Raw genomic sequence first — 13559 nt, forward strand, 5'->3', positions numbered from 1 at the left:
CGTAAAAACCTGAAATCATTGGCGCAATCGAGAAAGGCAATCACCATGGACATGCGTCCGGAGCCCTTCGAACCGCCGGCTCCCGTTCCTCGAGTGGGCATTCCTTCCTACCTGAAGATCATCAGGACGGTCCTGCGCAACCCGCTCGAACTGTGGGGCGAGCCATCCTACACCTTGCCCTGGATCGAGACGAAATTCGTCACCCAGCGTACCCTGATCGTCAACGATCCCGGCCTCATCCGTCACATCCTCGTCGACAACGTCGGCAACTATGAAATGTCGAAGGTGCGCCGGCTGATCCTCAGGCCGATCCTGCGCGATGGCCTGCTGACCGCAGAAGGTGAGGTGTGGAAACGTTCGCGCAAAGCCATGGCGCCCGTGTTCACACCGCGCCACGCCAAGGGTTTCGCCGGCCAGATGTTGCGAAGCTCGGAAGCATTCGTCGAGCGCTATGCCGGCGCGAATATGGCTCCCTTCACGACCAACATCGCCAATGACATGACGGAGTTGACCTTCGACATCCTGGCCGAGACGTTATTTTCCGGTGAAGTCGCGGTCGAGCGGGAAGGCTTCGTCCAGAGTGTCGAAGAACTGCTGCACCGCATGGGGCGCGTTGATCCGATGGATATCCTGCTGGCGCCGGAGTGGGTACCGCGCCCGACCCGGATTGGCGGAAGAAAAGTGATGAACCGGTTTCGGTCGATCGTTTCTGAGACGATGGCGCTCAGGCGGCGGAAGATGGTGGAGGATCCCGAAGGTACACCCAAGGATTTCCTGACCTTGCTTCTCGAGATCGAGGGCAGCCAGGGTCTTTCGACCGCCGAGATCGAGGACAACATCCTGACCTTCATCGGTGCCGGTCATGAGACGACCGCGCGCGCGCTTGCCTGGACGCTCTATTGCATTGCCAACACGCCGGCCTATCGCGAGACGATGGAGGCGGAAATCGATGCCGCGATCGCAAGCGGCGCCGATCCGGTCGAATGGCTCGGCCTGATGCCGCATGTCCTTGCCGCCTTCGAGGAGGCGATGCGGCTCTATCCGCCGGCGCCGTCGATCAACCGCGCCGCCATCGAGGAGGACGAATGGACTTCGCCCACCGGACAGCGGGTGCGCATCCCCAAGGGCATTGCCGTGCTGATCATGCCGTGGACGCTGCATCGTCACGTGCTCTACTGGGAGAAGCCCCGTGCGTTCATGCCCGAGCGCTTCCTGCCGGAAAACCGCGAGAAGCTGCACCGCTATCAGTATCTGCCCTTCGGCGCCGGCCCGCGCGTCTGCATCGGCGCCACATTCGCGCTACAGGAGGCCGTGATCGCGCTCGCGGTGATGATGCATCGCTACCGCTTCGATCCGACCGAGGAGACCAATCCCTGGCCGGTGCAGCGGCTCACTACTCAACCGCGGGGCGGGTTGCCGATGAAGGTGTCGGTTCGCTGAAGGTCTTGCCCGGGATCGGCGACTGCACCGAGCGCACCGGTGAATCGGCCGGCTTCGGCTGCTGCAGTTGTTTCGATGGTTTCTTGATCGTCTTGATCTGGGCGCAAGTGGCGTCGCCAACATTGTCGCAGGGCTTGTAGACGACGATTTCGCTGCCGGCGCCATCGTCCCAGACCGCCTGGATCGTCAACGTTTTGGCCTCGTTGGCTGGAAGCGAGATATAGACATACTCGGCCGTCTCGTCGGCCGGCAGGTTGAACGGGATCTGCGGATTGCACTTCGCTAGCGGGAAGCGCTGGTCGAGGGCGTCCGAATTGATCGAATAGCGGATTTCCGATAGCCGGCAATGCATCGTCTGCAATGCGGTGAAATAGATCAGTTGCCGGTCGTCATAATCTCGAAACTGCACCCAGCCGGTCTGCTTGTTGGCGTCGAGCATCGCCTTGTAGATCGAAACGTCAGGCAACTGCGGCTTGTACTCTTCTTCCGCAGCGTCCTGCGCTTGGGCCGAGCCCAGCGGAAGCCAGATGAAAACGGCCAACAGGAAGCAGGCGAAAACAGGCGGGCGGCGGCCTTCGAGCATGCGCGGGTGTCTCCATCCTTTGATCCGTGTCGCCCCGTTGATCATTGATGTCTGCGGCACGATGGTTTTCTCTTGAAATATGTCATATCACCGCATCGATCCCCATTGAACCCGGGGCCTTGCGCCCCGCGCGAATTCCGGACTGCGCGAATTGACCTCTCATTTTCTTCTCGGCATCGACACCGGCGGCACCTATACCGACGCCGCTCTCTTCTCGGAAACGCAAGGGGTCGTCGCCAAGGCGAAGGCGCTCACCACCCGCCACGACCTCGCGGTCGGTATTTCCGGCGCGGTCGAAGCGGTGCTCGATCAGGCGAAAGTGCCGGTTTCGGCGATCAGCATGGTCTCGCTGTCGACGACCCTTGCCACCAACGCCCTCGTTGAGGGGCAGGGCGGTCGCGCTGGTCTTGTCATGATCGGCTTCGGCCCCGACGATCTGAAGCGTGATGGTCTCTTGGAGGCGCTCGGCTCCGATCCGGTGATTTTCCTCCCGGGCGGCCATAATGTGCATGGCGGCGAAACTCCGCTCGACATGAGCGAGCTCGATGCCGCGCTGCCGGTGCTTGCCGGACAGGTTTCCTCCTTTGCCATTGCCGGCTACTTCGCGGTTCGCAATCCGGCCCATGAAAAGCGCGTGCGCGATCGCATTCGCGAAGTCTCGCATCTGCCCGTCACCTGCAGCCATGAATTGTCCTCCAAGCTCGGCGGACCGCGCCGCGCCTTGACGACCCTGCTCAATGCGCGGCTGGTGTCGATGATCGACCGGTTGATCGGGTCCTGCGAAGGCTTTCTCAAGGCACGCGGCATCGACGTGCCGATGATGGTGGTGCGCGGTGACGGCGCATTGATCTCGGCCGAGGAGGCGCGGTTGCGGCCGATCGAAACGATCCTCTCGGGTCCGGCTGCAAGCCTCGTCGGCGCGCGGCATCTGACCGGACTCGACAATGCCGTGGTCTCCGATATCGGCGGCACAACGACCGATGTCGCGGTTCTGGAAGGCGGCCGGCCGCGGCTCGACGCCGAGGGCGCCGTCGTCGGCGGCTTCCGCACCATGGTCGAAGCGGTGGCGATGCGGACCTACGGCCTCGGCGGCGATTCGGAAGTGCGGATCAACGACCGCGGCTTGAAGGCGAAGATCGATCTCGGCCCGCGCCGGCTGATGCCGCTCAGCCTTGCCGCGGCTCTGCATGGCGACGCCGTCATTTCGGTGCTCGAAAAACAGATGCGCGCCCAGCATACCGGGCGCAACAATGGCCGCTTTGCGGTCCGTACCGGTCTGCCGGATCATCTTGCCAGCGGTCTGCAGCCGCAGGAGCAGGCGCTCTATGAGCGCATCGGTGCGGTTCCGGTGGCGCTGGAGACACTGCTGGTCTCGACCCCGCAGAAGGCGACGCTCGATCGGCTGGTGGGACGCGGGCTCGTGCATATCTGTGGCCTGACGCCGTCGGACGCCATGCATGTGCTCGGCCGGCAATCGCAATGGAACCTTGAAGCGGCTCAGCTTGGCATTCAGCTTGCGGCGCGCACCCGCGATGGTTCCGGCCAACCGATCGCTCCGTCGCCGGAAGCCATGGCCCAGATGATTGTCGACCGGCTGACGCGGCAATCCTCCGAGGTCATCCTTCAGGCCTGCCTTGGCGAGGATGGCGCCGGTGCGATCGATCCCGCTGTCTCCCAGGCTGTCGACCGCGCGCTCACCCGTGCGCCGGGTATCGTCCGTTTCTCGCTCCGCCTCGATCGCCCGCTCGTCGGCCTTGGCGCGTCCGCGCCAGTTTATTATCCGGCTATTGCCGATATGCTCGGAACGGAAGCAGCCATTCCGGAGGAAGCAGGTGTCGCCAATGCCGTTGGCGCCGTGGTCGGACAGGTCAGCGCCACGGTGACGGTTTTCGTGACGATGCCGGAGGAAGGCATCTTCGTCGTCAACGGTGCCGGGGCCAGCGAACGGTTTCTCGACCAGGAAAAGGCTTTCAGCGCCGCCCGCCGGCGGGCCGAAGCCGTGGCGCTGGAAACGGCACGCACCAATGGAGCGGATGATCCCGTCTCGATGCTGCGGGAGGAAATCGACGCGCCGGAAGTCGAAGGCAGCCGCAAGCTGATCGAGGCCCGGTTCATCGCGTCCGCCAGCGGCCGCCCACGCATCGCCCACGACTGATCTTTTCCATTTCGGAAACAATTCTTCGCATCCTTGCAGAATTGACAGGGAATGAATTGGTGAGAAACTGCGGCCGTTTCACGCGCGCGTTGCGCATGGGCTGGTCCGCGATCGGTTTCAGGCGCAAGATCAACATGTTGGGGCGTTTCCATCGCATCCGTCCGGATCGGTGACGCTCCTTACGTCTATTTCAAGGAGTTGGCAGATGGACCGCATTGAGAAGTTTGGGTTGAAGATAGATGCGGGTCTCCATCGCTTCCTGGTGGAAGAGGCGATGCCGGGCACCGGCATCGATGCCGAGCATTTCTTCGAGCAGCTTTCGGCTCTCGTGCACGACCTGGCGCCGAAGAACCGGGCGCTGCTGGCAAGGCGCGACGACCTCCAGGCCAAGCTCGACGCCTGGTACAAGCAGAACGGCGCGCCCAGCGACATGGAAACCTATCAGGCTTTCCTCCGCGATATCGGCTATCTGCTGCCGGAAGGGGGAGACTTCAGCGTTTCGACCGCCAATGTCGATCCCGAGATCGCGACGATCGCCGGCCCGCAGCTCGTCGTTCCCGTGATGAACGCGCGCTATGCCCTCAACGCCGCCAATGCGCGCTGGGGCTCGCTCTATGACGCGCTTTACGGCACGGACGCGATCTCCGATGCGGACGGTGCGGAGAAAGGCCGCGGTTACAACCCGAAGCGCGGTGCCAAGGTCATCGCATGGGCTCGCGATTTTCTCGATGCCAGCGCACCGCTGACGAAGGGTAATTGGGCTGATGTCACCTCGCTCAAGGTTGCAGGTGGCGCACTCGAGATCGGCCTCAAGGACGGTTCGAACACGACGCTGCGCAACGCTGCCCAGTTTGCGGGTCATTCGGAAGGTGCGCGCGCGGAAATCGTCCTCCGGCACAACAATCTGCATGCGATCGTCGTTCTCGATGCCTCCACGCCGATCGGCAAGGAAGATCCGGCCGCCATTTCCGACGTCATCCTCGAATCGGCAATCACCACGATCATGGACTGCGAAGATTCGGTCGCGGCTGTCGACGCCGAAGACAAGGTTGTCGTCTACCGCAACTGGCTCGGCCTGATGAAAGGCGACCTTACGGAAGAAGTCGCCAAGGGCGGCAAGACTTTCACGCGTCGTCTCAATGCCGACCGCACCTACCAGGCCGCCGCCGGCGGTACGCTATCTCTCCCAGGCCGTTCGCTGATGCTGGTCCGCAATGTCGGCCACCTCATGACGAATCCGGCTATCCTTGACCGTGACGGTAAGGAAGTGCCCGAGGGTGTCATGGACGCCATGGTCACGGCACTGATCGCACTGCACGACATCGGCAATGGCGGTCGCCGCATGAACTCCCGCGCGGGGTCCATGTATGTCGTCAAGCCGAAGATGCATGGGCCGGAAGAAGTCGCCTTTGCCAGCGAGATCTTCGCGCGTGTCGAAAAGGCGCTCGGCATGCCCGCCAACACCATGAAGATGGGCATCATGGACGAGGAGCGCCGCACGACGGTCAACCTCAAGGAGTGCATTCGCGCCGCCCGCGAGCGCGTCGTCTTCATCAACACCGGCTTCCTCGACCGCACCGGCGACGAGATGCACACCTCGATGGAAGCCGGCCCGATGATCCGCAAGGGCGACATGAAGCAGGCCGCATGGATCGGCGCCTACGAGAACTGGAACGTCGATATCGGACTTGAATGCGGCTTGTCCGGCCATGCCCAGATCGGCAAGGGCATGTGGGCCATGCCCGATCTGATGGCTGCGATGCTCGAGCAGAAGATCGCCCACCCGAAAGCCGGCGCCAACACTGCCTGGGTCCCGTCGCCGACGGCCGCCACGCTGCACGCGACGCACTATCACCGCGTCAATGTCGCCGAGGTCCAGGCGAGCCTGAAGAGCCGCACCCGCGCCAAGCTCTCCGATATCCTGTCGGTGCCGGTCGCGGTCCGGCCGAACTGGACGCCCGAGGAAATCCAGCGTGAGCTCGACAACAACGCTCAAGGGATTCTCGGCTACGTCGTGCGCTGGGTCGACCAGGGTGTCGGTTGCTCCAAGGTTCCCGACATCAACAATGTCGGCCTGATGGAAGACCGCGCGACGCTGCGCATCTCCGCCCAGCACATGGCCAACTGGCTGCACCACGGCGTCGTCACCGAAGCGCAGGTCGTCGAGACGATGAAGCGCATGGCCGCCGTCGTCGACGGTCAGAACGCCGAGGACCCGCTCTATGTCGCGATGGCGGGTAACTTCGACGGATCGATCGCCTTCCAGGCGGCTGTCGAGCTGGTTCTGAAGGGCCGCGAGCAGCCGAACGGCTACACCGAGCCGGTCCTGCATCGCCGCCGTCTGGAATTGAAGGCGCGCAACGCCGCCTGATTCGTCCTGATCTGAATGTTTCGACAAGGCCGCGTGTTCAATGGAACGCGCGGCCTTGTCATTTACCGGCTCGGCCTTGACCTAGAACTCGGCCCATCCTTCGGTGGCAAGCGCTGTATTGCCTTGGGCTGCATGCGGGGTCGATCGCTTGGCGACCCGAAGGGTGCGGTCGCCGTGATGGTAGCTGACCGCTGCTGCCGTCGGCTGATGCCGAGATTCGGTTCCGGACTTCGCATTCGCCTCCCCACCCAGGATGAAGCGCCCGATCAGGTTGCGCAGATTGGTACCCTCCTGCGCCAGGGTGGCGGAGGCGGCATTGGCTTCCTCGACCATCGCTGCGTTCCTCTGCGTCACCTGATCCATCTGGTTGACGGCGGTGTTGACTTCGCTCAGTCCCACGGACTGTTCCCGGGCGGACGTAGCGATCGCGGCCATATGTTCGTTGATGGTGATCACATGCGCCTCGATCGTCTGGAGCGCCTCGCCGGTGTCGCGCACCAGGCGCACCCCGTTTTCGACCTCCTGGCTCGATGTGCGGATAAGATCCTTGATTTCTTTCGCGGCCTTGGCCGAGCGCTGTGCAAGTTCGCGCACTTCCTGGGCGACAACGGCAAAACCCTTGCCCGCTTCACCGGCCCGGGCCGCTTCGACCCCGGCGTTCAATGCGAGGAGATTCGTCTGGAAGGCGATCTCGTCGATGACGCCGATGATGCTGGAAATCTGGCTGGAGGATTCCTCGATCCGCCGCATCGCCTCCACGGCATTGGCGACGACGACGGCTGACTGGGCCGCACTGGTCTTCGCCTCGCCGGCGACGTCGCGCGCCTCCTCCGTCCGTCTCGACGAGTTGCTGACATTGGCGGTAATCTGATCGAGCGCCGCGGCTGTCTCTTCGAGCGACGCTGCCTGCTGTTCGGTCCGTTTGGAAAGATCGTCGGCGCTCTGGCTGATCTCGCGCGTGCCCATGCCGATGTTGCCGGCACTGTCGGCGACGGCCAGCAACGCGTCGTTCAACTGTCCCGCCGCCTTGTTGAGGTCATGCCGCAACTGTTCGAACTCGGCGGCGAAGGGCTCATGCAGCCGGACTGCGAGATCGCCGTTGGCAAGCCGCTGCAGCCCACTGGCGAGACCGGCGGTCGCTTGCGTCAGCCGTTCCTGCGCGTCCTGTTCCGCCTGTCTCTGCACACGAAGGCGCTCGGCCTCGCTGGTGCGGCGGGTCTCGTCCGCTTCGGCCTGCAGCCGCAGGTTCGCTCGCGCCGCTTCCCGGAAGGACTGGATGGCGCGAGCCATGTCGGCAATCTCGTCCTTGCCGTTCACCGGTTCGTCGGCATCCTCGACATGACCGTCGATCAGTCGGCGCATGGCCGCGATCTGGCGACCGAGCGGTCCGACGACGCCGCGCAACACGACGAGGAAGGTGCCGGCGGCAAGCGCCATGACGAGAACGATGATGGCAATGTTCAGCTTCTGCACTGTCTCGAACTCGTGATGCTTGGCTTCAAAAGCCGTGCCGGAAAGTTCGACCTGCAGGTCCGAGATCTCGGAGATCGTTGCCGTCAGCGGATCGATCGTCGCGTAGAGCTTTTCGCGCACGAACGTATCGAGTGCCTTCTGGTCCTTGTCCGAGAGAATTTGCGTCAGCGCCGTGATGGAATCCATCGCAACGATCATCTGGCTCCGCGCATTGTCGACGAGCCGTCGTTCCTCATCGGTCATCGAGGTCGCCGCATAGGCATCCCAGTTGGTCTTGATGGTCTCCCGCGCGGCGTTGACTGAGGCCAGCCCGCTCTCCATCGTTTCGTTGCCGTTGCGGACCTTGTGCGCGGCGTCGACGATCGAGACTGCAAAGGCGTCGGAAGTCGCCTTCAGGTTCTTCAGCGGCACGATGCGATCGGCATAGACCACATCCATCATGTCGCTGGTTTCCGACAGCGTGCTCTGGCTGTAGATGGCGATGCCGATGGTTATGGATGACAGAAGCGCAATCGCGCCGATGAGCTTGGTCTTGATCAGCATGCCAGTCCCTCCCGAGCGGAATTTCTGGGCACACTGTTTCTTTTATTTAGATAACGCTTACTTAATAAGCGCCTGAATTTAAGTCGAAATTGAACTTTTCTGCGTCACGCGGCCGGTTTTCGCGACCCTGATTTGAGGGCGTTTTCGAACAGCAACTTTGCGTGGCTGACGCGCTCCGTTGCAGCATTGCGCCGCCGACAAATGGTGGTTGAGTATCGACGCAAAAAACCGCCGACTGGTGTCGGCGGCTTTGGATGCTTGGTGCAGAGCTGTTACTGCTGGACGACGACGCGGGCGTTCTTGCCAGGGCGAACGCGTGAATAGAGGTCGATGATGTCCTGGTTGATCAGGCGGATGCAGCCGGACGAAGCGGCGGTGCCGATCGACGACCATTCCGGCGTGCCATGCAGACGGAACAGCGTGTCCTTGCCTTCGTCGTTGAAGAGATAGAGGGCGCGGGCACCGAGCGGGTTCTTGAGGCCGGGGCCCATGCCTTCCTCGACATACTTGGCGACTTCCGGCTTGCGCTCGGCCATTTCCTTCGGCGGATGCCACATCGGCCATTCCTGCTTCCAGGCGATGTAGGCCTCACCTTCCCATGCAAAGCCGGCCTTGCCGACACCGATGCCGTAGCGAACGGCCTTGCCGCCCGGCAGCACGTAGTAGAGGAAGCGATTCGGCGTGTTGACGACGATCGTGCCCGGGCGCTCGCTGGTGGTGTAGTCGACGACCTGGCGATGGAAACGGGTATCTACCTTGTTGATCGGGATCGCGGGCAGCGCGTAACCGTGGTCCTCAACCGCGCCATAATCGCCGTTAAAGATCTGATTCGTAGCAACCTTTACCGCTACGGGAGCGGGTTCGTTGGCGGCAGTCTCGGGCTTGGACGAGGTCGTCGAGCAGCCGGCAACGGCCAGTGTCGCCGCGAGGCTGCACAAGAGGAAGGCATTGCGGAAGCGCATGGGAGTCTCTTAAAAAGAAGCGAAGTAAAAACTGGGTCGCCGCGACCATCAGTGACTACGGTTATTTTCGATTAGTTTGTGCTATGCAAGAGATTGCGCGGCCACAATTTGGCTGGAAAGTGCAAATTCCATGACCCTTGTTTTTTTGCAACAAAATGGCCGGCCCAAAGGGACATCGGGCGCATGACGATTCTCTCCATCCATGGCGATAACCCGCTGATCGACGGCCGCCAGTCGAATCGCGCAATGATGGTGCGTCGCGGCGTGCAGCGGCTTTTTGCCGAGTTGCGCCATTCGGTGCTGCCGGAACTAACTCTTTCGAGCGGCAGACGCGCCGACTTGATCTCGCTTTCGGCCAAGGGCGAGATCTGGATCGTCGAGATCAAGACCTCGATCGAGGATTTTCGCGTCGACCGCAAATGGCCGGACTACCGGCAGCATTGCGACCGGCTGTTCTTCGCAACCCATGCCGGCGTGCCGCTGGACATCTTCCCGGAGGAGTGCGGCCTGCTTCTTTCGGACGGTTATGAGGGACACATCGTTCGCGAGGCGCCCGAGCACAAGCTGCCGCCGGCGACCCGCAAGTCGGTATTGCAGCTCTTTGCGCGCACGGCGGCGCAGCGACTGATGCTTGCCGAATGGGCCGCCGAGCGCAACGGCGAACTCGGCGATTCGATTGGGGACATTCTCTCCGGTGGCCGCGACAGCGGCTGATCCCCGAGCAATCCAGGAAAAGTGCGAAGCGGTTTTCCGGCTCGGCATTGCTCGGCTTCTGAAGTGCAATCCAGGAAAAGTGCGAAGCGGTTTTCCGACCGGGATGCGTTTTTGAAGAGTGGCTTGCCTATTTCGGCGCGCGCTTGGCGAGAATGCGCTGCAGCGTCCGGCGATGCATGTTGAGGCGGCGCGCCGTTTCCGAAACATTGCGCTCGCACATCTCATAGACGCGCTGGATATGTTCCCAGCGGACGCGATCGGCCGACATCGGATTTTCCGGCGGCTCGACCCGTTCGCCCTGGCGCTGAACGAGCGCAGCAAAGATGTCGTCGGCATCGGCCGGCTTGGCGAGGTAGTCGACGGCGCCGAGCTTTACGGCGTTCACGGCGGTGGCGATGTTGCCGTAGCCGGTCAGCATGATCATGCGCGTGTCATCGCGCCGCCCGCGGATCGCCTCGATCACGTCGAGACCGCTGCCATCGCCGAGCCGCAGGTCGATGACGGCATATTTCGGCGGGTTGCCCTTGGCCTTGGCAATGCCTTCGGCGACCGATTCGGCGATATCGACCGAAAAGCCGCGGGCTTCCATGGCGCGGGCAAGACGCCTGAGGAAGGGCGCGTCGTCGTCGACGAGCAGCAGGGTGCGGTCCGGTCCGATCAGTTCGGCGTCCTGTGCGGGCGTGCTGGGCGAAGCTGTCGATTTGTCGGTCATTCTGGAATCCTTGAGCGAAAACCTGCGCTTTCGCCGAGATTATAGGTTTCTTCTGGTCTCGTTCAATAAACTGCGAAATGTCATTTCGCCAGTTTCGTATCCATCAGTGCGCGCGGCCATTCGACGCTGACCCGGGCGCCTGGCTTGTCCGGTCCGCCGTTTTCAAAGCGCAGCCGCGCGCCCGAACGTTCGAGCAGCGTCTTGGCGATGAAGAGGCCGAGTCCGAGGCCACCGGCGCTGTCGTCCTTTTGCCGCCGCGTCACATAGGGTTCGCCGATGCGCTGCAGGATATCCGGCGCAAAACCATCGCCGTCGTCCGCGATCGTCACCCGAACTCGATCCGCCGTATGCTCGACCGTGACGGTGACTTCCTTCCGGGCATAGTCGACTGCGTTCTCGAGCAGGTTGCCGAGCCCATAGAGAATGCCGGCATTGCGGTTGCCGACCGGCTCGGTCGCGCGGTCGCCTTTTTCGACGAGGTTGATGTGAATGCCGAATTCGCGGTGCGGCGCCATCACCTCTTCGATCAGCGATGACAGAGGCAGCATCCGCATGTGCTCCTCGCTTTCGGAAGAGAGCGTCGTCAGTCGCTTCAGGATATCGCGGCAGCGTTCGCTCTGGCTGCGCAGCAGATGTACGTCCTCGCCGAAGCGCGGATCGTTGCCGAGTTCGCGCTCCATCTCCTTGGCGACGACGCTGATCGTCGCGAGCGGCGTTCCGAGTTCGTGCGCGGCTGCGGCCGCCAGCCCATCGAGCTGCGACAGGTGCTTTTCCCGCTGCAGAACGAGTTCCGTTGCCGTCAGCGCTTCCGACAGCTCGCTCGCTTCCAGCGAGACGCGATAGGTGTAGAAGGCGGCAAAGGCTGTCATCGAGACGATCGCAAACCAGATGCCGGCCGTCAGTACCCGCGGCATCAGGAGCACCGTGCCCGGATACCAGGGTAGCGGAAAGGGCGAGAAGGCAAGCGCGGTGATCGCGATCACCGCCAGGCCGGCAAGGATGATGCTGTGCGATTTCGGCTGCGATGCCGAGGAGATGATGACGGGAACACACAGAAGCGGTGCGAAGGGATTGGTGAGCCCGCCGGTGATGAACAGGAGGCCCGTGATCTGCGCGAGATCGAGACCGAGAAGCGCAAAGGCAGCAGGCGGCTGCAGTCGGTGCGTCGGCGGATAGCGCAGCGTCACATAGGCGTTGACCAGCGCCAGGCTTGCGATCAGCACCAGGCAGGAGATCAGCGGCAGCGGAAATTGCAGCCAGAAAGCGGTGATGAGGACGGCGATCGACTGGCCGCCGACGGCAAGCCAGCGCAGCCGGACGAGTGTCTGCAGGCGCAGGCTGCGGTTGCTGGTCTGGTCGTTGTTGTGTTCGAGCGCAACTGTGGTCATTCGTGGCTGCATTCCAGTCATCGGAGGTTTCGTCTCATGTACCACGGGGCTTCGCCCGTGTCGTCGGCGCCGCATTGGCCGGATCCTCGGGCCAGGGGTGCTTCGGGTAGCGCCCACGCATGTCGGCGCGCACATCCCGCCAGGAGCCAGCCCAGAAGCCGGGCAGGTCGCGCGTCGTCTGGATCGGGCGATGTCCGGGGGAAATCAGTTCGAGCAGCAGCGGCAGGCGGCCGTCGCCGATCGCCGGATGGGTCTTCAGGCCGAAGAGCTCCTGCACGCGGATCGACAGCAGCGGCTCGTCGCCATCATAGTGGATAGGGTGTCTTTGCCCGGTCGGCGCCTCGAAATGCGTCGGTGCAAGCCTGGCAAGTTCCCGCTGTCGCTCGTGCGGAACGAGGGAGAGCAGCCCGTCCGAAAGGCTGGACGCCTTGATGTCGGCAATGGCGGTGACACCATGCTGGAACGGCACGAACCATTCGTAGAGACGGTCGAGAAGCGCCTGATCCGAGACATCCGGCCAAGGGTCGCCGATCGAGCGGTTGAGGAAGCCGATGCGGTCGCGCATCTGCATTGCCTCCTTGGAGAAGGGCAATACCGAGAGGCCGAGCTGGCGCACGCCGTCGGCCAGTGCGCGCGCCGCCGCTTCGCCCGTCGGTCTGGCAAGCGGCGCTTCCTCGAAGATGATCGCGCCGAGCCGCATCACGCGGCGCGCGCGCACCTGCCGGCTCTGCCTGTCGAAGAAGCTCTGGTCCTCGCGGGTAATCGCCTCGGGCATATGCTCTTCGACCTCGGCGCGCGACAGTTCGGCCGCTGCCAGCACCCGCTGGCCGCCGGCCCGTCCCGTGAGGTCAGCGATGACCAGCATCGAGGCGGCCGAAAGCCGCTCCGTCTCCGGAATCTCCGCGCCACGTCCGTTCGCCATCACGAATCGCCCGCGGCCGCCGCGCTGAAGTGCGATGCGGTCGGGAAAGGCATGCATCAGCAGCGCGCCCGGTTGGACCGGTTCGTTCGATTTCGGCGCGCCCTTCAGCTCCGCCGCCATGCGGCGCGCCAGATTGCGCGAGGCCTCGGCACGGTCGCCACGCTCCTGCCGAAAGCGGCGCAACCGATCCTCGAGATCGATGCTGGTACCACCGAGGCCCTGTTCGGTCAGCATCACCGCCAAGAGACAAGCGGCCTCGGCCTGGCCCTCTTCGGCTGCGGCAACGGCCATTGCGG

Annotated in this window: 10 protein-coding genes (1 of these 10 cut by a window edge); 4 read left to right on the forward strand and 6 right to left on the reverse strand. The window is 63.1% G+C overall.

Features of this window, described 5'->3' with window-relative positions:
• Positions 1 to 45 precede the first annotated feature (45 nt).
• Positions 46 to 1440, forward strand: coding sequence for a cytochrome P450 (locus PWG15_RS18725; RefSeq protein WP_275022051.1), 1395 nt, complete (start codon positions 46 to 48; stop codon positions 1438 to 1440).
• On the opposite strand, the gene PWG15_RS18730 is transcribed toward PWG15_RS18725, so the two are convergent.
• Positions 1394 to 2023, reverse strand: a complete 630-nt coding sequence (locus PWG15_RS18730) for a hypothetical protein (protein ID WP_275022052.1) — start codon at positions 2021 to 2023, stop codon at positions 1394 to 1396. The genes PWG15_RS18725 and PWG15_RS18730 overlap by 47 nt on opposite strands.
• A 151-nt stretch (positions 2024 to 2174) precedes the next feature.
• Here PWG15_RS18730 and PWG15_RS18735 point away from each other — a divergent pair, with 151 nt between their 5' ends.
• Complete coding sequence (locus PWG15_RS18735) at positions 2175 to 4178, forward strand: hydantoinase/oxoprolinase N-terminal domain-containing protein (RefSeq protein ID WP_275022053.1); 2004 nt, start codon at positions 2175 to 2177, stop codon at positions 4176 to 4178.
• A 205-nt stretch (positions 4179 to 4383) separates the two neighbouring features.
• Complete coding sequence (locus PWG15_RS18740; protein ID WP_275022054.1) at positions 4384 to 6549, forward strand: malate synthase G; 2166 nt, start codon at positions 4384 to 4386, stop codon at positions 6547 to 6549.
• 81 nt (positions 6550 to 6630) lie between these two features.
• On the opposite strand, the gene PWG15_RS18745 is transcribed toward PWG15_RS18740, so the two are convergent.
• Both PWG15_RS18745 and PWG15_RS18750 read right to left on the reverse strand, forming a co-directional pair.
• Complete coding sequence (locus tag PWG15_RS18745) at positions 6631 to 8565, reverse strand: HAMP domain-containing methyl-accepting chemotaxis protein (RefSeq protein WP_275022055.1); 1935 nt, start codon at positions 8563 to 8565, stop codon at positions 6631 to 6633.
• Between the two features lie 272 nt (positions 8566 to 8837).
• Complete coding sequence (locus tag PWG15_RS18750; RefSeq protein WP_275022057.1) at positions 8838 to 9527, reverse strand: L,D-transpeptidase; 690 nt, start codon at positions 9525 to 9527, stop codon at positions 8838 to 8840.
• Positions 9528 to 9710: 183 nt separating this feature from the next.
• Here PWG15_RS18750 and PWG15_RS18755 point away from each other — a divergent pair, with 183 nt between their 5' ends.
• On the forward strand, positions 9711 to 10241 hold the full coding sequence (locus tag PWG15_RS18755) for an MmcB family DNA repair protein (protein ID WP_275022058.1): 531 nt from the start codon (positions 9711 to 9713) through the stop codon (positions 10239 to 10241).
• Between the two features lie 127 nt (positions 10242 to 10368).
• On the opposite strand, the gene PWG15_RS18760 is transcribed toward PWG15_RS18755, so the two are convergent.
• The 3 genes from PWG15_RS18760 to hrpB all read right to left on the reverse strand — a co-directional run.
• On the reverse strand, positions 10369 to 10953 hold the full coding sequence (locus PWG15_RS18760; protein WP_057252080.1) for an ActR/PrrA/RegA family redox response regulator transcription factor: 585 nt from the start codon (positions 10951 to 10953) through the stop codon (positions 10369 to 10371).
• Positions 10954 to 11033: 80 nt separating this feature from the next.
• Positions 11034 to 12341: an ActS/PrrB/RegB family redox-sensitive histidine kinase gene (locus PWG15_RS18765; protein WP_275022059.1), complete on the reverse strand. Its 1308-nt coding sequence runs from the start codon at positions 12339 to 12341 to the stop codon at positions 11034 to 11036.
• A gap of 34 nt (positions 12342 to 12375) precedes the next feature.
• A protein-coding gene (gene hrpB, locus PWG15_RS18770) for an ATP-dependent helicase HrpB (RefSeq protein ID WP_275022061.1) crosses the window boundary here: on the reverse strand, positions 12376 to 13559 show its final stretch. The gene runs 1276 nt beyond the window's last position; only the last 1184 of its 2460 coding nucleotides appear in the window; its start codon lies beyond the right edge, outside the window; its stop codon occupies positions 12376 to 12378.

This window comes from Ensifer adhaerens (genome assembly GCF_028993555.1).
GTDB lineage: Bacteria > Pseudomonadota > Alphaproteobacteria > Rhizobiales > Rhizobiaceae > Ensifer > Ensifer adhaerens_I.

Bases quoted from the DNA above. Each gene is read 5' to 3' on its own strand.
- PWG15_RS18725 (WP_275022051.1), top strand. From the start codon at position 46: ATGGACATGCGTCCGGAGCCCTTCGAACCGCCGGCTCCCGTTCCTCGA.
- PWG15_RS18730 (WP_275022052.1), bottom strand. From the start codon at position 2,023: ATGCTCGAAGGCCGCCGCCCGCCTGTTTTCGCCTGCTTCCTGTTGGCC.
- PWG15_RS18740 (WP_275022054.1), top strand. From the start codon at position 4,384: ATGGACCGCATTGAGAAGTTTGGGTTGAAGATAGATGCGGGTCTCCAT.
- PWG15_RS18745 (WP_275022055.1), bottom strand. From the start codon at position 8,565: ATGCTGATCAAGACCAAGCTCATCGGCGCGATTGCGCTTCTGTCATCC.
- PWG15_RS18750 (WP_275022057.1), bottom strand. From the start codon at position 9,527: ATGCGCTTCCGCAATGCCTTCCTCTTGTGCAGCCTCGCGGCGACACTG.
- PWG15_RS18755 (WP_275022058.1), top strand. From the start codon at position 9,711: ATGACGATTCTCTCCATCCATGGCGATAACCCGCTGATCGACGGCCGC.
- PWG15_RS18760 (WP_057252080.1), bottom strand. From the start codon at position 10,953: ATGACCGACAAATCGACAGCTTCGCCCAGCACGCCCGCACAGGACGCC.
- PWG15_RS18765 (WP_275022059.1), bottom strand. From the start codon at position 12,341: ATGACCACAGTTGCGCTCGAACACAACAACGACCAGACCAGCAACCGC.